Annotated in this window: 22 protein-coding genes; 13 read left to right on the top strand and 9 right to left on the bottom strand. The window is 57.9% G+C overall.

The window, feature by feature from the left end:
• Window positions 1-125 precede the first annotated feature (125 nt).
• The 3 genes from secA to SULPSESMR1_RS15340 all read left to right on the top strand — a co-directional run bounded on the left by secA (window position 126) and on the right by SULPSESMR1_RS15340 (window position 5529).
• Complete coding sequence (gene secA / locus SULPSESMR1_RS15350; protein ID WP_089421652.1) at window positions 126-2834, top strand: preprotein translocase subunit SecA; 2709 nt, start codon at window positions 126-128, stop codon at window positions 2832-2834.
• Window positions 2835-2952: 118 nt separating this feature from the next.
• The gene (locus SULPSESMR1_RS15345; protein ID WP_089421651.1) at window positions 2953-3948 is read left to right on the top strand and encodes a hypothetical protein; all 996 of its coding nucleotides are present in this window, start codon (window positions 2953-2955) and stop codon (window positions 3946-3948) included.
• Window positions 3949-3969: 21 nt separating this feature from the next.
• Window positions 3970-5529, top strand: a complete 1560-nt coding sequence (locus SULPSESMR1_RS15340) for a substrate-binding domain-containing protein (protein ID WP_089421650.1) — start codon at window positions 3970-3972, stop codon at window positions 5527-5529.
• Here the strand turns inward: SULPSESMR1_RS15340 and radC are convergent.
• The 3 genes from radC to dnaK all read right to left on the bottom strand — a co-directional run bounded on the left by radC (window position 5526) and on the right by dnaK (window position 9497).
• On the bottom strand, window positions 5526-6275 hold the full coding sequence (radC, locus tag SULPSESMR1_RS15335; protein ID WP_089421649.1) for a RadC family protein: 750 nt from the start codon (window positions 6273-6275) through the stop codon (window positions 5526-5528). The two genes, SULPSESMR1_RS15340 and radC, sit on opposite strands and share 4 nt — an antisense overlap.
• A gap of 82 nt (window positions 6276-6357) precedes the next feature.
• Window positions 6358-7509 carry a molecular chaperone DnaJ gene (dnaJ, locus tag SULPSESMR1_RS15330; protein WP_089421648.1) on the bottom strand — a complete coding sequence of 384 codons (1152 nt, stop codon included), beginning with the start codon at window positions 7507-7509 and terminating at the stop codon, window positions 6358-6360.
• A gap of 77 nt (window positions 7510-7586) precedes the next feature.
• Entirely contained in the window at window positions 7587-9497 is a 1911-nt protein-coding gene (gene dnaK, locus SULPSESMR1_RS15325) for a molecular chaperone DnaK (RefSeq protein ID WP_089421647.1), read from the bottom strand.
• Window positions 9498-9686: 189 nt separating this feature from the next.
• Here dnaK and SULPSESMR1_RS15320 point away from each other — a divergent pair, with 189 nt between their 5' ends.
• The gene (locus tag SULPSESMR1_RS15320) at window positions 9687-10289 is read left to right on the top strand and encodes an alpha-ketoglutarate-dependent dioxygenase AlkB family protein (RefSeq protein ID WP_089421646.1); all 603 of its coding nucleotides are present in this window, start codon (window positions 9687-9689) and stop codon (window positions 10287-10289) included.
• On the opposite strand, the gene SULPSESMR1_RS15315 is transcribed toward SULPSESMR1_RS15320, so the two are convergent.
• Entirely contained in the window at window positions 10286-10888 is a 603-nt protein-coding gene (locus SULPSESMR1_RS15315) for a COG3650 family protein (RefSeq protein WP_089421645.1), read from the bottom strand. The two genes, SULPSESMR1_RS15320 and SULPSESMR1_RS15315, sit on opposite strands and share 4 nt — an antisense overlap.
• Window positions 10885-11709 (bottom strand): ABC transporter permease, encoded by an 825-nt coding sequence (locus tag SULPSESMR1_RS15310; protein WP_089422353.1) that lies wholly within the window; start codon window positions 11707-11709, stop codon window positions 10885-10887. Before SULPSESMR1_RS15310 ends, SULPSESMR1_RS15315 begins: the two co-directional genes overlap by 4 nt.
• Window positions 11710-11827: 118 nt before the next feature.
• Here SULPSESMR1_RS15310 and cysQ point away from each other — a divergent pair, with 118 nt between their 5' ends.
• The 9 genes from cysQ (at window position 11828) to SULPSESMR1_RS15265 (ending at window position 22078) form a co-directional block, all read left to right on the top strand.
• On the top strand, window positions 11828-12625 hold the full coding sequence (gene cysQ, locus SULPSESMR1_RS15305; protein ID WP_089421644.1) for a 3'(2'),5'-bisphosphate nucleotidase CysQ: 798 nt from the start codon (window positions 11828-11830) through the stop codon (window positions 12623-12625).
• The gene (locus SULPSESMR1_RS15300) at window positions 12625-13428 is read left to right on the top strand and encodes a 3-deoxy-manno-octulosonate cytidylyltransferase (RefSeq protein ID WP_089421643.1); all 804 of its coding nucleotides are present in this window, start codon (window positions 12625-12627) and stop codon (window positions 13426-13428) included. The genes cysQ and SULPSESMR1_RS15300 overlap by 1 nt, the downstream gene beginning before the upstream one ends.
• Window positions 13425-14657: a glycosyltransferase family 2 protein gene (locus tag SULPSESMR1_RS15295; RefSeq protein WP_089421642.1), complete on the top strand. Its 1233-nt coding sequence runs from the start codon at window positions 13425-13427 to the stop codon at window positions 14655-14657. Before SULPSESMR1_RS15300 ends, SULPSESMR1_RS15295 begins: the two co-directional genes overlap by 4 nt.
• A 146-nt stretch (window positions 14658-14803) precedes the next feature.
• Entirely contained in the window at window positions 14804-15697 is an 894-nt protein-coding gene (gene galU, locus SULPSESMR1_RS15290) for a UTP--glucose-1-phosphate uridylyltransferase GalU (RefSeq protein ID WP_089421641.1), read from the top strand.
• Window positions 15698-15715: 18 nt separating this feature from the next.
• Window positions 15716-16702, top strand: a complete 987-nt coding sequence (gene galE / locus SULPSESMR1_RS15285; protein ID WP_089422352.1) for a UDP-glucose 4-epimerase GalE — start codon at window positions 15716-15718, stop codon at window positions 16700-16702.
• On the top strand, window positions 16692-17894 hold the full coding sequence (locus tag SULPSESMR1_RS15280) for a glycosyltransferase (RefSeq protein WP_157729028.1): 1203 nt from the start codon (window positions 16692-16694) through the stop codon (window positions 17892-17894). The genes galE and SULPSESMR1_RS15280 overlap by 11 nt, the downstream gene beginning before the upstream one ends.
• Window positions 17895-17942: 48 nt before the next feature.
• On the top strand, window positions 17943-18953 hold the full coding sequence (locus SULPSESMR1_RS15275) for a glycosyltransferase family 2 protein (RefSeq protein WP_089421639.1): 1011 nt from the start codon (window positions 17943-17945) through the stop codon (window positions 18951-18953).
• Window positions 18950-20647, top strand: coding sequence for a DUF5927 domain-containing protein (locus tag SULPSESMR1_RS15270; protein ID WP_089421638.1), 1698 nt, complete (start codon window positions 18950-18952; stop codon window positions 20645-20647). Before SULPSESMR1_RS15275 ends, SULPSESMR1_RS15270 begins: the two co-directional genes overlap by 4 nt.
• Window positions 20648-20650: 3 nt before the next feature.
• A complete protein-coding gene (locus tag SULPSESMR1_RS15265) occupies window positions 20651-22078 on the top strand; it encodes a sulfotransferase family 2 domain-containing protein (RefSeq protein ID WP_089421637.1) in 1428 nt (475 codons plus the stop codon).
• On the opposite strand, the gene SULPSESMR1_RS15260 is transcribed toward SULPSESMR1_RS15265, so the two are convergent.
• From SULPSESMR1_RS15260 to lptA, 4 genes are all read right to left on the bottom strand, one after another.
• Window positions 22079-22543 (bottom strand): PTS sugar transporter subunit IIA, encoded by a 465-nt coding sequence (locus SULPSESMR1_RS15260; protein WP_089421636.1) that lies wholly within the window; start codon window positions 22541-22543, stop codon window positions 22079-22081. It lies immediately after the preceding gene.
• 42 nt (window positions 22544-22585) lie between these two features.
• Entirely contained in the window at window positions 22586-23149 is a 564-nt protein-coding gene (gene hpf / locus SULPSESMR1_RS15255) for a ribosome hibernation-promoting factor, HPF/YfiA family (protein WP_089421635.1), read from the bottom strand.
• A 253-nt stretch (window positions 23150-23402) separates the two neighbouring features.
• Window positions 23403-24161: an LPS export ABC transporter ATP-binding protein gene (lptB, locus tag SULPSESMR1_RS15250; RefSeq protein WP_089421634.1), complete on the bottom strand. Its 759-nt coding sequence runs from the start codon at window positions 24159-24161 to the stop codon at window positions 23403-23405.
• Window positions 24161-24619 carry a lipopolysaccharide transport periplasmic protein LptA gene (gene lptA / locus SULPSESMR1_RS15245; RefSeq protein ID WP_089421633.1) on the bottom strand — a complete coding sequence of 153 codons (459 nt, stop codon included), beginning with the start codon at window positions 24617-24619 and terminating at the stop codon, window positions 24161-24163. Before lptA ends, lptB begins: the two co-directional genes overlap by 1 nt.
• Window positions 24620-24655: the final 36 nt, after the last annotated feature.

Here is a 24655-nt window from a genome sequence, read left to right as displayed (position 1 = left end):
TTCATGTGACCCTTACATCGCCCTATGGGCGCGGCCAGGATCGGCTTGACCCTGTATCTATGGGCTGCACGTGGCGCCGACAAGCAGATGCTGCGCAACCTGACACAAGATCGGCTGGAGAACGCATGCTCGGTATCGGAACAATCGCCAAAAAGGTCTTTGGCACGCCCAATGATCGCTTGATCAAATCGGTGCGGCCGCTGGTCGAGCAGATCAACGCGTTGGAGCCTGAATTCGAGGCGCTGAGCGACGAAGGTTTGAAGGATAAAACCGAAGCACTGGCCAAACGGGCGCTTGAGGGCGAAAGCCTTGATGACCTTCTGCCCGAAGCCTTTGCAAACTGCCGTGAAGCGGCCCGTCGTGCTCTGGGCTTGCGGGCCTTCGATACCCAGTTGATGGGTGCGATTTTCCTGCACCGCGGCAATATCGCCGAACAAAAGACGGGTGAGGGCAAGACCCTGACTGCCACCTTCGCGGCCTATCTGAATGCGCTGACAGGCAAGGGCGTGCATGTGGTGACGGTTAACGAATACCTTGCCAAACGTGACGCCGAATGGATGGGCAAGGTGTTTACCCACCTCGGCCTGACCAGTGGCTGTGCCTGGAATGGGATGGGCGAAGACAACAAACGCGCGGCCTATGCCTGTGACGTGACTTACGCCACCAACAACGAACTCGGGTTCGATTATCTGCGCGACAATATGAAAAGCGAGCTGAATCAGATGGTCCAGCGTGGTCACAATTTCGCGATTGTGGACGAGGTCGACAGTATTCTGATCGACGAAGCACGCACGCCGCTGATTATCTCGGGTCCGTTGGATGACCGGTCGGAACTGTACCAGACCATTGACGCCGTGATCCCGTTGCTGGACCCCAGCCACTATTCGGTCGACGAGAAAACCCGCAATGTATCCTTCACCGAAGAAGGCAACGAGTTTCTCGAAGAGCAGCTTTTGGCGCGTGGTCTGATTGAAGAGGGCATGACCCTTTATGATCCGGAAAGCACCTCGATTGTGCACCACGTCAACCAGGGTTTGCGGGCGCACACCCTGTTCCAAAAGGACAAAGATTACATCGTGCGCGACAATGAGGTCGTGCTGATCGACGAATTTACCGGCCGTATGATGTCGGGCCGTCGTCTGTCCGAGGGGCTGCATCAGGCGATCGAGGCCAAAGAAGGCGTCAAAATCCAGCCTGAGAATGTGACGCTGGCCAGCGTGACCTTCCAGAATTATTTCCGTCTGTACAACAAGTTGGCAGGCATGACCGGCACCGCCCTGACAGAAGCCGAGGAATTCCGTGAAATCTATGGTTTGGGTGTAGTCGAAGTACCGACAAACCGTCCAATTGCCCGCGTTGACGAAGACGACCGCGTATACCGCACTGGCACCGAAAAGTCTGCAGCCATGATCGAAGAGATCAAAGCGGCCCACGAAAAAGGCCAGCCCGTGCTGGTCGGCACCACGTCGATCGAAAAATCCGAGATGTTCAGCGCGATGCTGACGGAAAAGGGTATTCCCCACAATGTCCTGAACGCGCGCCAGCACGAACAGGAGGCGCAAATTATCGCGGATGCCGGCAAGTTCGGCGCAGTGACCATTGCCACCAACATGGCCGGACGCGGCACCGACATCCAGCTGGGCGGCAACGTCGATCTGAAAGTACTTGAAGCGCTGACCGCAGACCCCGACGCCGATCCCGAAGCGATCCGCGCGCGGATCGAGGCCGAGCACGAAGACGAGAAGCGCAAAGTGCTGGATGCGGGCGGGCTGTTTGTTCTGGCATCGGAACGCCATGAAAGCCGCCGCATCGACAACCAGTTGCGGGGCCGTTCGGGTCGTCAGGGTGATCCGGGGCGCACGTCGTTCTATCTGTCACTCGAAGACGACCTGATGCGTATTTTCGGTTCGGACCGTTTGGACAAGGTTCTGAAAACCCTCGGGTTGGAAGAAGGCGAAGCGATTATTCACCCTTGGGTGAACAAATCACTGGAACGCGCGCAGGCCAAGGTCGAGGGCCGCAACTTTGACATGCGCAAACAGTTGTTGAAGTTCGACGACGTGATGAACGACCAGCGCAAAGTGGTCTTCACCCAACGCCGTGACATCATGGAAGCCGACGACCTGTCCGAAATCACGTCGGATATGCGCGAACAGGTGATCGACGATCTGATTGACCAGTATATGCCGCAGGGCACTTATGCCGATCAGTGGAACACCGAAGGGCTTTATGCCGACGTTATCGAGAACCTCGGCGTGGATGTGCCGGTGATGGCATGGGCCGAAGAGGACGGCGTGGACGACGAACAAGTCCGCGAGCGTTTGATTGAGGCCACCGAAAAGCTGATGGCACAAAAGATCGAACAATTCGGCCCCGAAAACATGCGCATGATCGAAAAGCAGATTCTGCTACAGGCGATTGATGGGAAATGGCGTGAACACCTGCTGACACTGGATCACCTGCGCTCGGTCGTCGGTTTCCGAGGCTATGCACAGCGCGACCCGCTGAACGAATACAAGAACGAAGCCTTTCAGTTGTTCGAAGTGATGCTGGACAGCCTGCGCGAAGACGTGACCCAGAAACTGGCGCAAATCCGTCCGATGACGGAAGAAGAGCGCGCCGAGATGCTGGCACAGGCCGCGGCGCAACAGGCCGAACTGCAAAAGGCTGCACAGCAGGCACAGGATGCGCAAATACCCGCCCCCTCTGCTGAAGCTGTCGCAGACGGTTTCGACGAGAACGATCCGACCACATGGGGCAACCCGGGCCGGAACGAACCCTGTCCATGTGGTTCGGGCAAGAAGTTCAAACATTGCCACGGGCGTCTGACCTGACCGCAAAAAAGCTGCGCGCGTCACATTGACGCCGCAATGACTCCGCAACCGGGCCATAAGTCGGCCCGGTTTCTCTGCCAGAAACGATCCGGACCCAAAAGTATAAGGGATTGGATCAATGGCCTATGTTAAAGAAATCGCGACTGCAGCTGGTACGCTGATTTGTGCCGTTGGTATCGGGTTCATCATGCAAAGCGGTGACACGGCGCAGGAACTCTATGGCTCCGGTGAGACCGTCGAGACGCCGGTTCAGGCACCCGTTGCGACGCCCGCCGCCGAAATCTCGGCGCTGGACGGGCCGGTTCTGGTTGTGCAAGACATCACTTTGACATCCGCATTGGATCACGACGTGTCAAAGACACAGGACACAGTGGTTGCACTGGCGCCCGCAGACATGCTGGACGCACCAGACACCAGCGACGCGGCCCCCGGTCAATCGTGCAGCGTGTCGGCCACGGCCACACCTTCGGGGCTAGGGTTGGTTGATCTTACTGTGACGGCCCCCTGCTTTCCCAATGAACGTCTGACCGTGCACCACAGCGGCCTGAAAGTGACCGAGACAACAGATGCAGACGGCACCCTTGATATGTCGGTGCCTGCGTTGGTTGACCCGGCCGTGATTGTCGTTGCCTTTGCCAATGGCGACGGGGTCGTCGCACAAACCGATGTTCCCAGTTTGGCTGATTTCGAACGTGTCGCCCTGCAATGGAAAGGTGCTGCGGGTTTTGAAATTCATGCGCGCGAATTTGGCGCGGACTATGGCAGCCGGCGCGATATCTGGGCGGGCGCGCCGGGCGATCCGATCGAGGCGATCAGCGGCGAGGGTGGTTTCCTGATGCGATTGGGTGACGAAACCGCGTCGGATGCGTTGATGGCCGATGTGTACACTTTCCCTTCGGGTGCGTCGCGTTACCAAGGCGTTGTGGACCTGAGCGTTGAGGCCGAGGTTAGCCTGTTCAACTGCGGTTTGGACATCGAAGCCCAATCGCTGGAAATACGGAATGGCGAAGTCATCAGCCGTGATCTGACGCTGGCGGTGCCGGGCTGCGACACGATCGGAAGCTTTCTGGTATTGAACAATCTGATCGAAGACCTGAAAGTCGCGCAAAAGTAATTCGCGTCACGGGGTTTCATCATGGTTTTGAAGCGTGCGGCGGCCTTCGCCGCACTTTTCCTTTTTGGCTGGTCGTTTTCTGCGCTGGCGCAGGATGTCACGCTGACCTCGCGCAGTGGCGGGGTTGAACTCAGCGGGACCCTGCTGGGTTTTGACGGTGAATTCTACCGGCTGGAAACCGACTATGGTGAGTTGACGGTAGACAGCTCTGGTGTGCTGTGCGACGGCCCGGCGTGCCCCAATTTGCAAGACTACGTTGCCGAACTGGCCCTGTCCGGGTCCACCACGATGGGTGCGGTGCTGATGCCTGCATTGGTCGAGGGGTTCGCGCAACGCGCAGGTTACGAGGCCACCCGCAAGGATGAGGATGAGACCCGCTTTACCTATCTTCTGACCAACACCGAGACAGGCAAGCTGGCCGCGCGCTTTCGGTTTCGGGTGACCACCACCGACGAAGGCTTTGCCGATCTGCTGGCCAACGAGGCGGACATCGTCATGGCCCTGCGCGAAATCCGCCCCGGTGAACGTCAACGCGCGCGTGAGGCCGGGATGGGCGATATGACCGGACTGCACCGCAGTCGGGTTCTTGCGCTGGATGCCGTGGTGCCTGTGGTGGCACCGGGCAATCCGGTGCGCAGCATATCGCCGCTTGATCTGGCGCGTGTGTTTGCCGGACTGGTGACCAACTGGCAGGATCTGGGCGGTGTGGATGCACCGATCTCTCTGCATTTGCCACTGGCGGGAACGGGGTTGGGTCAGGCTGTGGCTGATCAGGTGATGCAGCCCGTGCGGCTGGAGATTGCAGACACTGTAGTGCGGTACCCATTGGGCGCGGCGCTGGCAGAGGCGGTAGCAGATGATCCCTTTGCCATCGGAATTGCCAGCTATGCCGAGACGGGTAATGCGGTGCCGCTGGTGCTGACCGGTGCGTGCGGCTTTGCGCTTGAGGCGGGGCGGCGCACCATCAAGACCGAAGATTACCCCCTGACTGCGCCCATGTTTTTGTACCTGCCCGCGCGGCGGCTGCCTCAGATTGCGCGGGAATTTCTGGCCTTTACCCGTGGCCCAACGGCGCAAGTGGTGATCCGCCGTGCCGGATTTGTTGATCAATCTCCCGAAGAGGTATCCATCGACATGCAGGGCAACCGGTTCGCCAATGCGATCAGCACCGCAGGCACCGAAGTCCCACTGGCAGAATTGCAGCGCATGGTGCGCACGCTGGACGGCATGGCGCGGCTGACCACGTCGTTCCGGTTCGAGGCAGGATCGATCCGGTTGGACGCGCAATCGCGCAGCAATGTGCAGCAGCTGGCCCGCGCGATGGAGGTTGGCACCTATGACGCGCGGCGCATCCTGTTTGTGGGGTTCAGCGACGGCGAAGGGCCATCCGAAGCCAATCGTAACATCGCCCTGCGCCGCGCCGATGCGGTGCGCCGCGCCATCACCGAGGCTGCGCAAACCGAAGATACCAAGCGCGTGACGCTAGATGTCGATGCATTTGGCGAGGCGTTGCCAATGGCCTGCGATGACAGCGAATGGGGCCGTCAGGCCAACCGGCGCGTCGAGGTTTGGGTGCGTTAGAGATACCCCTCTGATTTGAAGCTGAGTTCGCGTGATTTGCCAACGATCAGGTGATCGTGCAGCGACAATCCCAGCGTGATACAGGCCGCTTCGATTTGCTGGGTCATGGCAATGTCAGACTGGCTTGGCGTTGGGTCGCCCGATGGATGATTGTGCACGAGAATCAGCGCGGATGCGTTTAGTTCAAGTGCCCGTTTTACCACCTCGCGCGGATAGACTGGCACATGATCAACGGTGCCCTTGGCCTGTTCCTCGTCCGCGATCAACACGTTTTTACGGTCCAGATACAGCACGCGAAACTGCTCGGTCTCGCGGTGGGCCATTGTGGTGTGGCAGTAATCAATCAGGGCGTCCCAACCGGAAATCGCATGTTGGTTCAATACCTTGGCGCGTGCCATCCGGTGGGCGGCGGCCTCGACGATCTTAAGTTCGACAACCACGGCATCGCCCACGCCTTTGACTTCGCGCAGGCGGGGTTCCGGCGCGGTGACGACGCGGTTGAAGTCACCAAATTTCTCCATCAGAGCATGGGCCAGGGGTTTTACGTCACGCCGCGGGATGGCGCGGAACAGGACCAGTTCCAGCATTTCGTAGTCGGGCATGGCCTGTGCGCCACCCGCCATGAAGCGCGTGCGCAAACGGGCGCGGTGGTCGGCAATATACGATGGAGGAGGCCCCACAGGCAGAGGCGTGGGCGTCGTCTCGTCAAAATCAAAGGGCAGGGGTTGTTCGGCAAAGCTGGGCATAGGGTCAGCTTGCAGCAGCGACAGTTACCAGGTGGTTAACGGCATCTGTGTGCGAGGTGGGGGCTGCCCCACCTCGCGGGTTTTACCCCTTCATCGAATCCCAAAAGGATTTAACGGACGAGAAAAAGCTGCTGGATTCGGGATTGTTTTCTTCCGAAAGATCTTCGAACTCGCGCAGCAGTTCCTTTTGGCGACTGGTCAGGTTTACCGGTGTCTCGACGGCCAGTTCGATGAACATATCGCCGGGACCACCGCCACGCAGTGCAGGCATCCCCTTGCCGCGCAGTCGCATCTGGCGTCCTGATTGCGATCCGCCAGGAATCTGTACGCGGCCACGACCACCATCAATAGTCGGAACCTCGATGCTGCCCCCAAGGGCGGCCGTGCCCATGCTGACAGGCACGCGGCAATACAGGTTGTTGCCATCCCGTTCGAACAGTTTGTGCTCCAGTACCTCGATAAAGATGTACAGATCGCCGGTTGGGCCGCCGCGCATGCCTGCCTCGCCTTCGCCAGCCAGTCGGATGCGGGTGCCGGTTTCAACACCTGCGGGGATGTTCACCGACAGTGCGCGGTCTTTTTCAACGCGCCCAGCGCCCTGACAGGCGCTACAGGGATTTTTGATGATCTGGCCTATTCCCGAACAAGTGGGGCAGGTGCGTTCAACGGTGAAAAAGCCTTGCTGGGCGCGGACCTTGCCCATGCCGGAACAGGTCGGGCACGTGGTGGGTTCGGCACCGCTTTCTGCACCTGTTCCGTTGCACACGTTACAGGCAACTGAGGTGGGTACGTTGATGGTTTTCTGAAGCCCTGAATAGGCATCTTCCAGCGACACCCGCAGATTGTATCGCAGGTCAGAGCCGCGCGCTGCACGGCGTCCGCCGCCACGTTGACCGCCCATGAAATCGCCAAACAGGTCGTCAAAAACGTCAGAGAAGGCAGACCCGAAATCGCCCTGACCGCCGCCGCCAAAGCCACCGCCGGGTCGTCCGCCACCGCCCATGCCGCCTTCGAAAGCGGCGTGGCCATAGCGGTCGTAGGCTGCCTTTTTGTCGGCGTCCTTGAGAACCTCATAGGCTTCGTTGGCCTCTTTGAATTTAGATTCAGCTTCAGGGTTATCGGCATTGCGGTCGGGGTGCAGTTCCTTGGCCTTGGTGCGATAGCCTTTTTTGATCTCGTCTGCAGACGCACCTTTTGCGACCCCAAGGACCTCGTAATAATCACGTTTTGCCATGTGTCATGTCCTTGTCTGGAACGTCGAGGGCCGGCCCGGAGATCGGACCGGCCCACTGATTGGTTCCGTAGGTGTGCTTACGCGCGTTTGTCGTCGTCGAGATCTTCGAACTCGGCGTCGACGATATCGTCATCATCGCCCCGTGGTTCGTCAGCGGCGTGCGGCGCATCTTCACCTTGGTCTTGTGCCGCTTTGTAGATCGCTTCGCCCAGTTTCATGGCCGCTTCGGTCACGTTCTGGATACCCGATTTGATCTTTTCGACGTTGTCGGTTTCTACCTCGTCCTTCAGTGCCGCGATGGCCAGTTCGATCGCTTCGACCGTGGTCGGATCGACCTTGTCCGAATGCTCTTCTACCGACTTTTCGGTCGAATGGATCAGGCTTTCGGCTTGGTTTTTCGCTTCGATCAGGCTGCGACGTTCTTTATCCGACTCAGCATTCTCTTCTGCGTCCTTGACCATTTTCTCGATGTCCTCATCGGACAGACCACCCGATGCCTGGATCGTGATCTTTTGCTCTTTGCCGGTGCCCTTATCCAAAGCGCCGACCGACACGATACCGTTGGCGTCGATGTCGAAAGTCACTTCGATCTGGGGCATACCGCGCGGAGCAGGCGGGATGTTTTCAAGGTTGAAGGCACCAAGGATCTTGTTGTCGGCTGCCATTTCGCGTTCGCCCTGGAAGCACCGGATGGTCACGGCGTTCTGGTTGTCTTCGGCGGTCGAGAAAATCTGCGATTTTTTCGTCGGGATCGTAGTGTTGCGGTCGATCAGACGGGTGAACACGCCACCCAGCGTTTCGATACCAAGGCTTAGCGGTGTGACGTCCAGCAGAACCACGTCTTTGACGTCGCCCTGAAGAACACCGGCCTGAATGGCAGCGCCAAGGGCCACAACTTCGTCAGGGTTCACACCCTTGTGCGGCTCTTTGCCGAAGAATTTGGTCACTTCTTCGATCACGCGGGGCATACGGGTCATACCGCCGACCAGAACGACCTCGTCGATGTCGGATGCTGACAGGCCCGCGTCTTTTAACGCAGCGGCGCAGGGTTTCATCGACGCCTTGATCAGGTCACCGACCAGTGACTCCAGCTTGGCACGGGTCAGTTTCATGACCATGTGCAGTGGCTGGCCGTTTGCGCCCATCGAAATGAACGGCTGGTTGATCTCGGTCTGCGAGGACGAGGACAGTTCGATCTTGGCCTTTTCAGCAGCTTCTTTCAGACGCTGCAGGGCCATCTTGTCCTGTGTCAGATCGACGTTGTGTTCTTTTTTGAACTCGCCCGCCAGATAGTTGACGATGCGCATGTCAAAGTCTTCACCACCCAAGAAGGTGTCGCCGTTGGTCGATTTCACTTCGAACAGGCCGTCGTCGATTTCCAGAATGGTCACGTCGAACGTACCGCCGCCAAGGTCATAGACCGCGATGGTTTGTGTGTTCTCTTTGTCCAGACCATAGGCCAGCGCGGCGGCTGTGGGTTCGTTAATGATCCGCAGCACTTCCAGACCGGCGATTTTGCCTGCGTCTTTGGTGGCCTGACGCTGGGCGTCGTTGAAATATGCCGGAACGGTAATAACCGCTTGGGTCACTTCTTCGCCAAGGTAGGATTCAGCGGTCTCTTTCATCTTCCCGAGGATGAAGGCCGAAATCTGGCTGGGCGAATATTTCTCGCCTTTGGCCTGAACCCATGCGTCACCATTGCCGCCGTCGATGACGGTAAAGGGCAGGTTCTTTTTGTCTTTTGCCAAATCCGCGTCGTCATTGCGACGGCCGATCAGACGCTTGACGCCAAAGATGGTATTATCAGGGTTGGTCACGGCCTGCCGTTTGGCGGGCTGGCCGACAAGACGCTCGTCGTCTGTGAACGCAACGATAGAAGGTGTTGTACGTGCGCCTTCCGCGTTTTCGATTACGCGCGGTTGGCTGCCATCCATGATGGCGATGCAGCTGTTTGTTGTTCCAAGGTCAATACCGATGACTTTAGCCATATTTTCGATCCCTTTTTCTACTCAAGGCGATGACACGAGACGTGGGCCCGTTTCGGCACCCAAGCCCCGAATGATGTGTCACGAAGCGGAGTGCTTCGTGCGGTTCGAAGGGTATATAAGGAGCGCAAAAGCACGCTGCAACCGCTCTTGGGGTGGCTTTAATGCGAATTTTCATGGTTTGGTGCGGATATGACGAAGTTGATCCTGCGGGACGTCGAAATTCACAAAGGTTTTCTGGATCGCGCGGCGCAGGCAGAAGTTCTGGGTTCGGTGCGTGAAGTGGTGGCTGCGGCCCCGTTGTTCCGGCCTGACACGCCGTATGGTAAACCAATGTCAGTGCGCATGACGTCGGCGGGGCGCTATGGCTGGTTTTCGGACCGCAGCGGCTTTCGCTATGCCAAGCAGCACCCGATGGGGTGCGCGTGGCCGCCGGTGCCGCAACCGGTGCTGAATATTTGGGAAAAGTTGACGGAATTGCAGCGGCAGCCAGATTGTTGCCTGATAAACTACTATGGCGAAGGCGCACGCATGGGGTTGCATCAAGATCGCGACGAAGCTGATTTTTCATGGCCGGTGGTGTCGGTTTCGCTGGGCGATCCGGGTCTGTTTCGCGTTGGCAACCGGACGCGCGGCGGCAAAACCGAATCGATCTGGTTGGAAAGTGGAGATGTAGTGGTGTTGGGCGGCGCTGCGCGGCTGACCTATCACGGGGTGGACCGGATCAAATTTGGTGTGGGGTCATTGCTGCCCAAAGGCGGGCGGATCAACCTGACACTGCGCGTAGTGGATTAGGGTGCGAGTGAGCAGCAACCGGTTAGATAGCGGGGGTCATCGCCACCGATCAGCACCAGCCCGATGCTCAGGCCATAAGCGCGATCCGACATACCGTCCGAGCATTGGGTGGCATCCACGGTCGCAACCATCCGGCTTTGGGGATTATGGCCCAGAATGGCGATGCTGTTGGTGTTACTCGGCGAGGTCAATTCGGCTGTGGCTCGGTAGGGCAGCGAACCGTTCTGGGGTTCGCGAAAGATATGGGTGGCGTCCAGCGACAGGCTCCAAAATGGTTCGGTCCCAAAGCACTCTGCGCGCAGCGGGCGGGTTGGAGTGTTGATAGGTTGCAAGAATCGCATCGCCGCCCAGCCCGAAGTTTCGCCAACATTGACGCGGCCCCATCTGCCATTGCCCGAAAGGGCCACGACCTCGACACCGGATTCGTTGTGCAAAAGCTCTCCTGTGATGGCGCTTTGAACTGTGGGTTCTGTGCGGACGTTCAGCACATCGGCTTCTGCCACGTCGATGACCCGATAAAGCGCAGGCAGATCAAAGGCCCAGCACGCTTGTGCCAACCAAAATAAAAGGGCCAGTCCGGTGGCCAACGCCCGCATCATCGCCGCGCGCCCCAGCTAAGCGAGGCGTGGCGGCGGGTGTAGAATTCGCCCATCAGGCCGATCATCACCAATACGATGCCCACGTATATCGGGTATTCGATGCTGCTGTAGCGCGGTGCATAATTGATGAAGGCAAAGCCGCGCGCCTGATCGATGCAGTGAAACAGTGGGTTCCAGTCAAACATCGCCAGCATGAAACTGGGCAGAGTATTGGCCACAAACATCTTGCCCGACGCGATCATGTTGGCGCGTTGGTAGATGGTTGTGAAAATGCTCACAAAATTCGGAAACCAGGGTTTGATCGACAACAGCACCAGCCCCAGCGCAAGGCCAGTAAACCATGCCAGCAGCAACATGCCAAAGGCGGCAATCGGTTTGTCGATCTCAAGCGGGACAAAGGCCACGTGATAGATGAACAGGATCATGAACAGCGACAGCACCTGGATATACAGTGTGCCCAGCGCCGCCGATGCAATCGAAATGATCGTGTTCATCGGCGCGTGTTGCATCATCGGACTTGCCGGCCCTTCCGAGCCTACGACCGCGCCCAGCGTTTTAGTGTGGGTCATGTAAAGGAAGATCCCCGACATGATGTAAACCAGAAAATCGCCGCGAAGCGCGGAGCCACGCAAACCCAGAACCGAGAACATCACATAGAAGGCCAACACAAAGATCACGGCCTGTAGCATGTTCATGCCGATGGCCATAAATGCATTGTTGTGCGTCTTGCGGACGTTTCGCACAATCGAATGATAAACCAGTTCGGCTATCAGGATCGCTGTGCCAAAGCCTGACTGCGGCTTGCGCGTAGATTGGAACATGTGCCGTTGTGCCTCTGATGGTGCAAAAGTCGCAGGGAATTCTTGCCGTTCCGTTACCTCCACACCATAAGGTGATACCGCACGCATTTCAATCTGGGCCGAGCAAGGGAACAATTTCATGAACTACGAGACATTGGTGCCATTGATGCGCAGGCTGGCGCTTGAGGCGGGCGACAAGATCATGGAGATTTACGAGGCTGACGATTTCGAGGTGAAAACCAAGTCGGACAACAGCCCCGTAACCGCCGCCGATGAAGCTGCCGATGCGATCATCTCGGACGGTTTGCGCGAAACCTTTCCCGACGTGATGCTGGTGACCGAGGAGCAATCGGCCACTCATGACACCTCGGGCGACACATTTCTGATTGTCGATCCGCTGGATGGCACCAAGGAGTTTGTCCACCGTCGCGGCGATTTTACTGTGAACATTGCATTGATCGAAGGCGGCAAGCCGACACGCGGCGTGGTTTATGCCCCTGCCAAGAATCGGATGTTCTTTACGCAGGCCAATGGCCAGGCTGTTGAAGAAGCAGGCCCCTTTCAAAAAGATCTTATAGGTTCGTTGACGCCCCTGACCGTATCCAAGCCGGACAATGATGCGCTGATGATTGTGGCTTCGAAATCGCACCGCGATCAGGCAACCGACGAGTACATCAACAAATACGCTGTCAAAGACATGACTTCTGCCGGTTCGTCGCTGAAATTCTGCCTGATCGCCACAGGCGAAGCAGACTTGTATCCCCGTCTGGGCCGCACGATGGAGTGGGACACCGCCGCAGGACACGCCGTTCTTTTGGGCGCGGGCGGCAAGGTTGTGCGCTTTGATGACCACAGCGATCTGACCTATGGCAAAGACGGCTATGAAAACCCGTTCTTTATCGCCTACTCGCCTACAGTGGCGTTGAAGTCCGCCTGATGTCGGTTCTGGTTGTCATCCCTGCCCGCTACGCTTCGACCCGCTACCCCGGCAAGCCTTTGGTGGCGCTGACAGGGGCCAGCGGCGTTGCGTCCACGTTAATCGAACGCAGCTGGCGCGCAGCCATGTCGGTGCAAGGTGTGGACCGCGTGGTTGTGGCCACGGATGATGACCGGATCGCGCAAACTGCGCAGGCTTTCGGGGCCGAGGTCGTGATGACAGCGCCCGAATGCGCCAATGGCACCGAACGCTGCGCCGAGGCGCATGCGGTTTTGGGCGGTGGCTATGATGTGGTTGTGAACCTTCAAGGCGATGCGCCCCTGACGCCGTCCTGGTTCGTTGAGGCGCTGATCGAGGCAATGCAGGCCTCGCAGGATGCCGACATCGCTACGCCGGTTTTGCGCTGTGACGGTGCGACGTTGAACGGCTTTTTGGTGGATCGCAAAGCGGGCCGCGTTGGTGGCACTACTGCGGTTTTCGACGGCAACCGCAAGGCGCTGTACTTCAGCAAGGAAGTGATCCCCTATATTGGCACGAGTTTCGCGGATGATGCTGCCGAGACACCGGTGTTTCACCACGTTGGTGTCTATGCATATCGCCCGGCGGCGTTGGCGGCCTATCCCGGTTGGACAGTTGGCCCGCTGGAGCAACTAGAAGGGTTGGAGCAGTTGCGCTTTATGGAAAGTGGCGGCGCGGTTTTATGTGTCGAAGTCGATGCACGCGGACGCCAGTTCTGGGAGCTGAACAACCCCGAAGACGTGCCCCGCATCGAGAAAATGATGGCTGAAATGGGTCTGGAATGACCCAACTGCCGGTCAGCGTGGTTATTGTTAGCCGCGGTCGACCGGATGCGCTAAGCCTATGTCTGACGGGATGTATGCAACTGCACTATGATCCGTTCGAGATTGTGGTGGTGGCAGACCCCGCAGGCGTTGCAGCGGCGGAAGCGCTGCCATTTGCCAAACAGATCAAGATTATTGGGTTTGACGAGGCGAATATATCGGCGGCGCGCAATGTGGGTATTTCGGCCGCAGCGGGCGACATCGTGGCCTTTGTCGATGACGATGCGGTGCCGGAACCTACGTGGCTGACCCATCTGACACAGGCGATGCAGCAGGGTGGTGTCGTGGTTGCGGGCGGATACGTGCGCGGTCGCAACGGGATTTCCTATCAGTGGAAGGGCCGCACGCTGAACGCGACGGGCGAGACGATGGATTTGCCTGTCTCGGGGCTGGACCCGGTTGTGGTGCAGCCCACGTCCGAGAGGGCCGCAAAGACCGAAGGCACCAATATGGCGGTGCGCCGCGATGTGCTGGTGGAGTTGGGCGGATTTGACCCTGCCTATCACTATTTTCTGGATGAAACCGATTTGAACATGCGACTGGCCAAGGCAGGGCACGCCTGTGCCATTGTGCCGCGAGCGCAGGTGCATCACGGCTTTGCCGCAAACAAACTGCGCCGTGCCGACCGTGTGCCGACCGACCTGTTCGACATCGGGGCCAGTTGGGCCGTGTTTCAGCGTAAATTTATTCCCCGCGAAAAACGCCTTGATCACTGGCGCGCTATCCGGAAATCCGAGCGTGGGCGTGCCATCCGTCTGATGGTCAGCGGCCATATCGAACCTCACGCCGTTACCACGTTGATCGCACGGCTGGATCAGGGTTACGGGCAGGGCATTTCACGGGGACTGGGCGATGGCTTTGTTGCCGATGTGCCCAATGCTCCGTTCAAGCGAATCGCACCTTTGACGAAGGCACCGACCTACATCGCAACTCGCAGTTTTGGCGCGGCCAAGGCGCGCACAGACGCAGTGCGTAGGGTGAAAGACAACCAAGTGGTCACCTTGATCATTTTGACACATACGGCGTTGTATCATCAGGCATGTTTTCATCCGGACGGATATTGGGAACAGTGCGGAGGCCTGTTCGGAAAAAGCGATCGCAACCAGTCCGCGTTGCGCCCGTGGCGCTTTGCTAAGCGGTTCTCCGCAGAAGTTTCGAGAATTGCGGCAATTCGCGGTGGAGCTGTTTAAAAGAGGTGGGAATTCGTGCAGAATTTGAATAGCTGGTCAATTGCACAGGGCGGACATAAGGCGAGGCTGGGTTAACGGCGCAATTCTCGTATCTGTTATGTTACTTCAACCGACGCCAGCCTGTGCGAACATTATGGGAACTAAGTATGAGAAAAAAAGTAACTAAAGCCATTTTTCCGGTGGCGGGTTTGGGCACACGTTTTTTGCCAGCGACAAAATCGGTTCCAAAAGAAATTATGACATTGGTCGACCGTCCGCTAATCCAATATGCGATCGACGAAGCACGGGCTGCCGGTATTAAAGAATTCATTTTTGTTACCTCGCGTGGCAAAGGCGCGCTTGAGGATTACTTTGACCACGCGCCCCAGTTGGAACAAGAGCTGCGCAAAAAAGGCAAAACCGAGCTTTTGGAAATTCTTAAGGGCACCAACATGGATTCGGGCGCCATCGCCTATATCCGCCAGCACAAGGCGCTGGGTCTTGGTCACGCGGTCTGGTGCGCGCGCCGTCTGGTGGGTAATGAACCCTTTGCCGTGATCCTGCCCGACGATGTCATCGCCGCCGAAAAGCCCTGCTTGCAGCAGATGGTCGAGGCCTATGAGGAGACCGGTGGCAGTATTGTTGCCGCAATGGAAGTGCCGCCCGAAAAGGCTTCTTCCTATGGGGTCCTAGAAACCAGCGAAGACATGGGCGATCTGGTCAAGGTCAAAAGCATGGTCGAAAAACCTGCGCCCGGAACCGCCCCGTCCAATCTGGCGGTTATTGGCCGTTACATCCTGTCCCCGAACGTTCTGTCCAACCTTAACCGGATCAAATCGGGTGCGGGTGGTGAAATCCAGCTGACCGACGCTATTGCGGACGAAATCTCGCAGGACAAGGCTGTGTACGGTTTCCGTTTTCGCGGGCAGCGCTTTGACTGTGGGTCCAAGTCCGGCTTCCTTCAGGCCACGGTTTCCTTTGGTCTGGCGCGTGAGGAATTGCGGGATGATCTTTATGCGTACATCCGTGACATTGTGAACATGGATAAGGCCGCAGAATAACGCGGGCCGGGGGTGCAATTGGACAATCACGTATTGGTAACAGGCGGTGCGGGCTATATCGGGGCGCACGCCTGCAAGGCACTGCGCAAGGCGGGCTTTGTGCCAGTCACCTACGACAATCTGGTGACCGGTTGGCAGGATGCGGTCAAGTTTGGCCCGTTTGAAAAGGGCGACTTGCTTGACCGGACGCGGCTGGATGAAGTTTTTGCCAAATATGAACCCGTTGCAGTCATGCACTTTGCCGCCCTTAGTCAGGTGGGCGAAAGCATGTCGCAGCCGGGCCGGTACTGGCGCAACAATGTCGGCGGTTCGCTGAACCTGATCGAGGCGGCAGTTGATGCAGCCTGTATGAATTTTGTGTTCTCCTCTACCTGCGCCACCTACGGCGATCAGGACAATGTGGTGTTGGACGAAAACAGTGATCAGTATCCGATCAACGCCTATGGCGCGTCCAAACGTGCCATCGAAGACATCCTGCGCGACTTTGAGGCGGCGCACGGGTTGCGCCATGTGATCTATCGCTATTTCAATGTGGCTGGTGCCGACCCCGAAGGCGAGGTAGGCGAATTCCATCAGCCCGAGACGCACCTGATCCCGCTGATGCTGGATGCCATCGACGGTAAACGTGACGCACTGACCATCTTTGGCACCGATTATGATACACCCGACGGCACCTGCATCCGTGATTACGTGCATGTCTGCGATCTGGTGGATGCGCATGTTCTGGGTTTGAAGTGGTTGCAGGATGGCAAAGGCAGTCGGGTGTTCAATCTGGGCACCGGCTGCGGCTTTTCTGTACGCGAGGTTATTGACCAGTCGCGCGCCGTAACCAACCGTGCGGTGCCGATCAACGAAGGTGCGCGGCGTGCGGGTGACGCAACCAAGCTGGTGTCGGGTTCGTCCCGCGCCAAGGCGGAACTGGGCTGGAAGCCCGACCGATCAAATCTGAACACCATGATCGCCGATGCATGGAGATGGCACCAAACTGGGCACTTTGACAAATAACCCGCCAGCGCGCCTGCTGGATCTGACGCGACTTGTGCGTCGGGCCGGGCGTGTTTTGACGGGTGTGGATCGTGTCGAGATGGCCTATTTGCGCAGGTTGGTGGGTGATGATGTGCCTGCCTTTGCGTTGGTGCGTACGCCGCTGGGGTATTTGCTGTTGGATCGCGGGGGAATGTTGGCGCTGGCACAACGGCTGGACGGCGCAGTGGCTTGGTCTGCTCCCGGCCTGCTGTCGCGTTTGACGCAGGGGCTGACAGATGTGCAACGGGTGGCGCTTGCCGATGCGCGCAGGTTGTCGGTTGCACGGACGCTGCCGCGCGGGCTGGCTGCGATGCTGCGCAGGCACCTGCCGCAAGGCACCAATTATCTGAACACAGGCCACTCCAACCTGACCGACCGCGTGCTGCGCGCAGCAGCAGGCATGGGCGGGCGCACAGCGGTTTTTGTTCACGACGTGATCCCGTTGGACTTTCCGCAGTATCAGCGCGTCGAGACGATTGAGCCTTTTCGTGCCAAGATGCGGCGTATGCAGGCCTGTGCCGATGTGATTATCTGCAATTCCGCCGATACGCTGGAGCGGGCGGCGCGGGTGATGGCACAGTGGGGGGCTGTGCCTGAAGGTATTGTCGCCCATCTGGGAACAGACCTGACCACCCCACAGCCCGATCTGGTGCCTGCCGATCTGTTGCCCCCTGCGCCGTATTTCATCAGCGTCGGTACTATTGAGCCACGCAAGAACCACGCGCTGCTGTTGGACTTGTGGGACGCGATGGGTGCCGATGCCCCGACGCTGTTGATTTGCGGAGCGCGGGGCTGGAACAACGAAGCAGTATTTGCCCGTCTGGATGCCCGTACTGACGGCAAGGTGATTGAGCGCGCGGGCCTGTCGGACGGCGCTGTTGCGGCCCTTATGGCCGGATCGTGCGGACTCTTGTTTCCCAGCTTCGCCGAAGGCTATGGCCTGCCTCCGGTTGAGGCCGCAGCCCTGGGGGTGCCAGTGCTCGCGAATGATTTGGCGGTAATTCGAGAAATCCTTGGAAATATTCCCGTTTACGCGCCAGTCGATGATCGGTATCTGTGGGAAAACACGATAAAAATAATGGCTGGAGCAGGGCCACAGGTTCGGAAAAAGCTAGCTTTTCAGGCGCCGGACTGGTCCGATCACTTCAACACTGTATTAAGATCGCTTTGATAAGCGCATAGGGGTCGGATATTTTCCGGCGGGGAGAGGGCAAACAGTTTGGGCGTCTGGCAGTCATACAGACTCAGGTTGCAACGCAAGCGATGGCGTATCCGCGCCATTCGAAAACGTCGTGAACTGTCCCGTGTGGCCGACCGTACAAGCGTGATCCGCCCCAATGACATCTTGCTGTTCTCGACCCAGCGGAACGAGAAAATCCGCCTGCCGTACTTTCTGGATTACTATCGCGATCAAGGGGTTAACCATTTCCTGATCGTGGACAATGACAGCACAGATGGTTCGGCAGAGTATCTGGCCGATCAAAGCGATGTGTCAGTATGGTCGTCGAAAGCCAGCTACAAGAAATCCCGATTTGGCGTCGACTGGCTGAACTGGTTGCAGATGAAATATGCCCACGGGCACTGGTGCCTGACAGTCGATCCCGATGAATTCCTGATCTATCCGTTTTGCGACACGCGTCCGCTGCGCGCGCTGACCGACTGGCTGGATGCGTCTTCGATCAAATCCTTTAGCGCCATGCTCTTGGATATGTACCCCAAGGGGCGGCTGGACGCGCATCCATATCAGCCGGGACAGAACCCGATCGAAATCGCAGGCTGGTTCGACAGCGGTAACTACGTGATGTCGCGTAACCGGAAGTTCGGCAACCTGTGGATACAGGGCGGCCCGCGTGCGCGCGCGTTTTTTTCCGACCAACCCGAGAATGCGCCTGCGTTGAACAAGGTGCCTTTGGTCAAGTGGGACAAGAAATACGCCTATGTCAGTTCGACCCATATGCTGTTGCCGCGCGGGTTGAATCAGGTCTATGACGAATGGGGCGGCGAAAAGGCCAGCGGTGTGCTGTTGCACGCCAAGTTCCTTGATACGTTCACATCCAAAGCCGCAGAAGAACTGAGCCGTGGCCAGCACTATAGCGCGTCAGTCGAATACAAAGCCTATGCCGAAAGCCTGAAGGACGATCCCGACCTTTGGTGCAAATGGTCCGAGAAATACATCAACTGGCGACAGCTTGAGATTTTGGGCCTGATGTCGAAAGGCAACTGGGCATGACCGTTGGGATCATCATGTTGGTCCACACAGCACTTGGCCGTGCCGAACAGGCCGCGCGGCACTGGGCTGCTGCGGGCTGTCCGGTGGTGATCCATGTCGACAAAAGCGTGCCGCGCAAAACCTACGAGCTGTTCGTGGCTTCCTTGGCGGATATAAAGGATGTCGAATTCAGTACGCGCTATCGCTGTGAGTGGGGCACTTGGGGCATCGTGGCCGCGTCGCAATCCGCGTCAGAGCTGATGCTGGAGCGGTTTCGTCAGGTGCGCCACGTTTATTTGGCCTCCGGGTCTTGCCTGCCGCTGCGCCCCGTCGAAGAGCTGATCGAATACCTTGAGGCGCGCCCGCAAACCGATTTCATCGAAAGTGCCACTACCGCCGATGTGCCGTGGACGGTGGGTGGTTTGGACCATGAACGCTTTACCCTGCGGTTCCCCTTTTCGTGGAAGCGTCACCGGTTTTTGTTCGATAAATACGTCGAGTTTCAGCGCATATTCCGGCTGCGGCGCAAGATTCCCAACGGGTTGACTCCGCACATGGGGTCGCAATGGTGGTGTCTGACGCGTCAGACCCTGTCGGCGATACTGCAAGATCCGGATCGCGCCGAGTATGACAGGTATTTCCGTCAAGTCTGGATTCCTGATGAAAGCTATTTCCAGACGCTTGCACGGCAATATTCGATCAAGATCGAAAGCCGGTCGTTGACCCTGTCCAAGTTCGACTTTCAGGGCAAGCCGCATATTTTCTATGACGACCACCTGCAATTGCTGCGCCGGTCCGATTGCTTTGTCGCCCGCAAGATCTGGCCCCACGCCGACCGTCTATACGAGGCATTTTTGACTGACCCCGCAGGTGCGATGAAGCGGACAGAGCCGAACCCCGGCAAGATCGACCGCATCTTTGCCAAGGCGGTGGACCGGCGGACACGTGGCCGCCCGGGTCTGTATATGCAAAGCCGCTTTCCCAACGAGGATTGGGAAAACGGCGTGACAGCCGCGCCCTATTCGGTGTTCTGCGGTTTTACCGAAGTGTTCGAAAATTTCGATCCGTGGCTGGCCAAGGCCACAGGTGCGCGGGTGCATGGCCATCTGTTCGCACCGGACCGTGCCCATTTCGCCGAAGGCCAGACCACGATCCACGGCGCATTGGGTGAGGCACCGAAGTTGCGCGATTATAACGCGGCGGCATTTCTGACCAATCTGATCTGGAACACGCGGGGCGAGCGGCAGTGTTTTCAGTTCGGCCCCGCAGACAATCAGGCGATCAACTGGCGTTTGGCCAAAGATCCCAACGCGCAGATTTCGGTGATCAGTGGCGCGTGGGCGGTGCCGTTGTTCCGATCGAACCGCAACTTTATGGACATCCGAAAAGAGGCCGCTGCATTGCAAAAGATCGAAAGTGATTTTTTGAACGTGCTGCGCTCTCCTTTTACCAAGGCGCGGGTGCGTATCTGGATGATGGCCGAATTCATCGAGGCCCCGATGGAGCCCCTGCAGGGCATTTTGGATGAAATCGGCCCGACCCAACAGCGCCGTCTGTCCGAGGTGCCGAAGATGGTGGACCTGAACGGCTTTGGCCAGTTCCTTCAAAACCTGAAGAATCAAGGGATGCACCCCTATCTGATGGGCGATTTTCCGGTCGAGCGCACGGTCGAAACACAACCCGAAGCCCCGCGAAAACCCTATTTGGTAAGATAAACGATGGCGCAGAAATTCGACTATTTCGTGGTGTTCGCAGAGATGCGCACTGGCTCTAACTTTCTTGAAACGAACCTGAACGCATTCGATGGCATCACCTGCCACGGCGAGGCGTTCAATCCGCATTTCATCGGCTATCCCAATGTGACCGGGATCCTTGGCGTGTCACAGGCCGCCCGTGATGCTGACCCCAACGGGCTGATCAAGGTGATCCGCAAGGAATCTGACGGGCTGGGCGGGTTCCGGTATTTCCACGACCACGATCCACGCATCTTTGATGCAGTGGTGGACGATCCGAAATGCGCCAAGATCGTGCTGACCCGCAATCCGGTTGACAGCTACGTGTCTTGGAAAATTGCGCAGGCGACAGGGCAGTGGAAGCTGACGGACCTCAAACGTCGCAAAGAAGGCGCTGCCGAATTTGATTCGGTCGAGTTCGAGGCCCACCTTGAAGCATTGCAACGATTTCAGGTGACGCTGATGAACCGGCTGCAAGTGTCAGGGCAGACCGCGTTTTACGTGGCCTACGAAGATCTGCAAAGCGTCGAGGTTATGAACGGTCTCGCCGCCTACTTGGGCGTCGATAGTCGTTTGCAGGGGCTGGATCAAAGCCTGAAAAAGCAAAACCCCAGCCCGATCACCGAAAAGGTGACCAATGCAGACGAAATGGCGCAGGCGTTGAACAGTCTGGACCGGTTCAACCTGACCCGCACGCCCAATTTCGAGCCGCGCCGTGGACCTGTGATCCCGACATATGTCGCGGCAGCCAAGACGCCGTTGCTGTATCTGCCGATGCGCAGCGGACCCGAGGATCAGATATTCGACTGGCTGGCTGCGGTGGACGGTGTCGGCGCGGATGAACTGCTGCGCAAGATGAACCAAAAAGACCTGCGCCAATGGAAGCGCCGCAATCGCGGGCACCGCAGCTTTACAGTGCTGCGCCATCCGGTGGCGCGGGCGCACCATGCGTTCTGCCACCGCATCCTGAATCCCGGGCCTGCATGTTATGATGCCTTGCGCCAAACATTGATCCGCCGCTATGGGCTGCCCTTACCTGAGGGGGCGCCCGACGCAAGTTATGATCGTACGGCACACCATCGCGCCTTCACGGCTTTCTTGAACTTTCTCAAGGGAAACCTTGCAGGCCAAACCGCGATTCGCGTCGATGCTGCGTGGTGCACGCAGGCGCAGGCCGTTCAGGGATTCGGCGAGTTTGTGTTGCCCGATCGTATCATCCGCGAAGATGAACTTTTGTCCGAGCTGGGCCAACTTGCGGCGCAGGTGGGTGTGACGCAGATACCCGAGGTGCCGCAGGTGTCGGAACCCGGACCGTTCACGTTGAAAGACATTTACGATGACAGCATCGAATCGCTGGCGTCAGATGTTTATCAGCGGGATTATATGATGTTCGGTTTCTCGCGCTGGGCTTGATCAGGCGGCTTGGGCTGACTGCGCTTCGGACAGGATTGTGTAAAGCGTGCTGGCGTCATGATTTGCCCGCAGTTTAGTGCAGATTGAGGAATCGCGCAGGGTACGTGACACCAATGCCAATGCTTTAAGATGCTCAACGCCCGCGTCTTCGGGGGCAAACAGGGCAAAGGCGATGTCGACAGGCTGACGGTCCACCGCATTAAAGTCGATGGGTTTGTCCAGCACCACAAAGACCCCGACCACTTCGTTCACACCATCTAGCCGCGCATGCGGCAGGGCCACGCCACGGCCGACACCGGTGGGCCCCAGCGCTTCGCGTGCCATTAGGGCTTCGACCACATGGCCAGCGTTCAAGTCGTAAGCGCTGTGCGCGAGATCAGAAATCTCGTGCAACAGACGTTTCTTGCTGGAGGCCGAGGTTAACACCTTGACGGCCTCCGGCTTCAGAAGCTTTGCAAATTCCATTTTGGCTCGCACTGCTCTCTGGCGCTCTTGCGCCGTTAACTCTTATGGATCAATCCAGCCAATATTGCCGTCTTCGCGGCGATACACGACATTCAACCCATCCTGTCCATCTTTCCGGAATACAAGAACAGGCGCACCCGCCAGTTCCATCTGCATCACGGCCTCGCCAACACTTAGCGATTGTATCTTGGTCTCCATCTCCGCCACGATCATCGGTTGCAGCGAATCCGGCTCGGGTGATGTGTCATCCACCTCGGAAGCGAGGATATAGGAGGAAGCGCCAAAGAGTTCAACCGGCACAGGGCGATCCTTGTGATGGTCCTTCAGACGACGCTTGTAACGGCGCAATTGTTTTTCCATTTTCTCACTACAGGCATCGAAAGCGGCATAGATTTCTGTGCCGCGTGCCTTGGCGGTGGCAGTCAGCCCTGTGGACAGGTGAACGGTTGCCTCGCAGACAAACTCGTGACCGGATTTTGAGAAGACTACCTGTGCATCAGTGGGGCGTTCGGCATATTTTCCGACCGCTGCGCCCAATTCGGTTTGAACATGTGTTTGCAGTGCTGTGCCGATATCGATCTGTTTTCCGCTGATTTGGTACCGCATTGTCTCTCCTCACGGTTAGGGATCCGGACAGGCGACGACAGGCCACTTGGGGCCCGTCGCGGGCCTAGATCTGGATCTCGGGAAAAGGCAAAGCGTTGAGATGCAGCATCGTCGCTTGATTGCTCAAGGCGCAGGTCACAGCAGTCTCAGAAAGCGCTTTTGCCATGCCCTATTGAGCGCTCAAACACCTGCTGCTGTCAATCAAAAGCGCCGTGATATGGGTGAAGTTTTGCCGACAAGTCACTTTAATCGGCTAAGAAACGCGAAAATTTTCGCCAAGATAAACGCGGCGTACATTCTGATTCTCGACCACCTCTGCCGGGGTTCCAGACATCAGCACCTTGCCTTCGTGCAAAATATAGGCGCGGTCGACAATCTCTAGCGTTTCCCGTACGTTATGGTCGGTGATCAGCACGCCGATGCCGCGTTTCTTCAGGTCGGCGACCAAATGGCGGATGTCGCCCACGCTGATCGGATCGACTCCGGCAAAGGGTTCATCCAGCAACAGGAACTTTGGATTCGCGGCCAGACAGCGCGCAATTTCGACGCGGCGGCGTTCGCCGCCGGATAAGGCCAGCGCAGGCGCGCGCCGCAGGTGTTCGATTGAAAACTCCGACAACAGTTCTTCAAGACGTTCGCGCCGTTTGTGGCGGTGTGATTCTGTGATGTCGAGGATCGCCGAAATGTTGTCTTGCACGCTGAGGCCGCGAAAGATGCTCATTTCTTGGGGAAGGTATCCAATGCCCATCTGGGCGCGGCGGTACATTGGCAGGGCGGTCACATCCGTGCCGTCAACCTTGACGCTGCCTGCCTCGGGAGTGACCAAACCGGCAATCGAGTAGAATGTCGTTGTCTTGCCCGACCCGTTTGGGCCCAGCAAGGCAACAACTTCGCCGCGGTCCAGATGCATGGAAAAGTCGCGAATGACGACTTTCTTGCGATAGGATTTACGCAAATGCGAGATATCAAGCCCGGAATCGGCGGTTGCGACAGTCAGTTCGGGGCCGGACATTAGTTGTTTCCGGTTTGCAGGATCGTTTTGACCCGGCCTGACATGCGCGCGGTGCCAGTGCGCAGGTTTACAAACATTTTTTCCGATGTCAGCGCGCTAGCCCCTTGGGTCAGCAGCACGTCGCCGGTCATTTCAATCTCGCCGGTGTCGATGTTGTAATCGGCCCGATCCGCTTCGGCGGCATCCGCACCGGTCACCAGTGTGACACCGCCCGTGGCCTGAAGCTTGGCGATGCCCGCGTTCTGCGACCGATAGGTAACAAGCACCCGTTGCGCAGTCAGGCGCATCTCACCCTGACCGATCAGGACGTCGCCGGAGAACACAGCAGTCCCCGAAGACTGATCGACTGAAAGGTTGTCGGCGGTCACTTCGACGGGCAGCGTCGTGTCCTGGGTTATCGCTCCAAACGCGACATTTGTGCCCTGCGCCAGAACGGGGGCGGCACCGGAAAGCAACATGGCGGTTATCAAGGCACGAAGGGTGGTCACAATAGG

The sequence above is a fragment of the Pseudosulfitobacter pseudonitzschiae genome, from assembly GCF_002222635.1.
In the GTDB taxonomy this organism is placed as follows: domain Bacteria; phylum Pseudomonadota; class Alphaproteobacteria; order Rhodobacterales; family Rhodobacteraceae; genus Pseudosulfitobacter; species Pseudosulfitobacter pseudonitzschiae_A.
Note: the sequence above shows the minus strand (reverse complement) of the source record. Positions and strands in the feature narration are given on the sequence as shown.

Coding starts and splice junctions, on each gene's coding strand:
- secA (WP_089421652.1), top strand. CDS start 126: ATGCTCGGTATCGGAACAATCGCCAAAAAGGTCTTTGGCACGCCCAAT.
- SULPSESMR1_RS15345 (WP_089421651.1), top strand. CDS start 2,953: ATGGCCTATGTTAAAGAAATCGCGACTGCAGCTGGTACGCTGATTTGT.
- SULPSESMR1_RS15340 (WP_089421650.1), top strand. CDS start 3,970: ATGGTTTTGAAGCGTGCGGCGGCCTTCGCCGCACTTTTCCTTTTTGGC.
- radC (WP_089421649.1), bottom strand. CDS start 6,275: ATGCCCAGCTTTGCCGAACAACCCCTGCCCTTTGATTTTGACGAGACG.
- dnaJ (WP_089421648.1), bottom strand. CDS start 7,509: ATGGCAAAACGTGATTATTACGAGGTCCTTGGGGTCGCAAAAGGTGCG.
- dnaK (WP_089421647.1), bottom strand. CDS start 9,497: ATGGCTAAAGTCATCGGTATTGACCTTGGAACAACAAACAGCTGCATC.
- SULPSESMR1_RS15320 (WP_089421646.1), top strand. CDS start 9,687: ATGACGAAGTTGATCCTGCGGGACGTCGAAATTCACAAAGGTTTTCTG.
- SULPSESMR1_RS15315 (WP_089421645.1), bottom strand. CDS start 10,888: ATGATGCGGGCGTTGGCCACCGGACTGGCCCTTTTATTTTGGTTGGCA.
- SULPSESMR1_RS15310 (WP_089422353.1), bottom strand. CDS start 11,709: ATGTTCCAATCTACGCGCAAGCCGCAGTCAGGCTTTGGCACAGCGATC.
- cysQ (WP_089421644.1), top strand. CDS start 11,828: ATGAACTACGAGACATTGGTGCCATTGATGCGCAGGCTGGCGCTTGAG.
- SULPSESMR1_RS15300 (WP_089421643.1), top strand. CDS start 12,625: ATGTCGGTTCTGGTTGTCATCCCTGCCCGCTACGCTTCGACCCGCTAC.
- SULPSESMR1_RS15295 (WP_089421642.1), top strand. CDS start 13,425: ATGACCCAACTGCCGGTCAGCGTGGTTATTGTTAGCCGCGGTCGACCG.
- galU (WP_089421641.1), top strand. CDS start 14,804: ATGAGAAAAAAAGTAACTAAAGCCATTTTTCCGGTGGCGGGTTTGGGC.
- SULPSESMR1_RS15270 (WP_089421638.1), top strand. CDS start 18,950: ATGACCGTTGGGATCATCATGTTGGTCCACACAGCACTTGGCCGTGCC.
- SULPSESMR1_RS15265 (WP_089421637.1), top strand. CDS start 20,651: ATGGCGCAGAAATTCGACTATTTCGTGGTGTTCGCAGAGATGCGCACT.
- SULPSESMR1_RS15260 (WP_089421636.1), bottom strand. CDS start 22,543: ATGGAATTTGCAAAGCTTCTGAAGCCGGAGGCCGTCAAGGTGTTAACC.
- hpf (WP_089421635.1), bottom strand. CDS start 23,149: ATGCGGTACCAAATCAGCGGAAAACAGATCGATATCGGCACAGCACTG.
- lptB (WP_089421634.1), bottom strand. CDS start 24,161: ATGTCCGGCCCCGAACTGACTGTCGCAACCGCCGATTCCGGGCTTGAT.
- lptA (WP_089421633.1), bottom strand. CDS start 24,619: ATGTTGCTTTCCGGTGCCGCCCCCGTTCTGGCGCAGGGCACAAATGTC.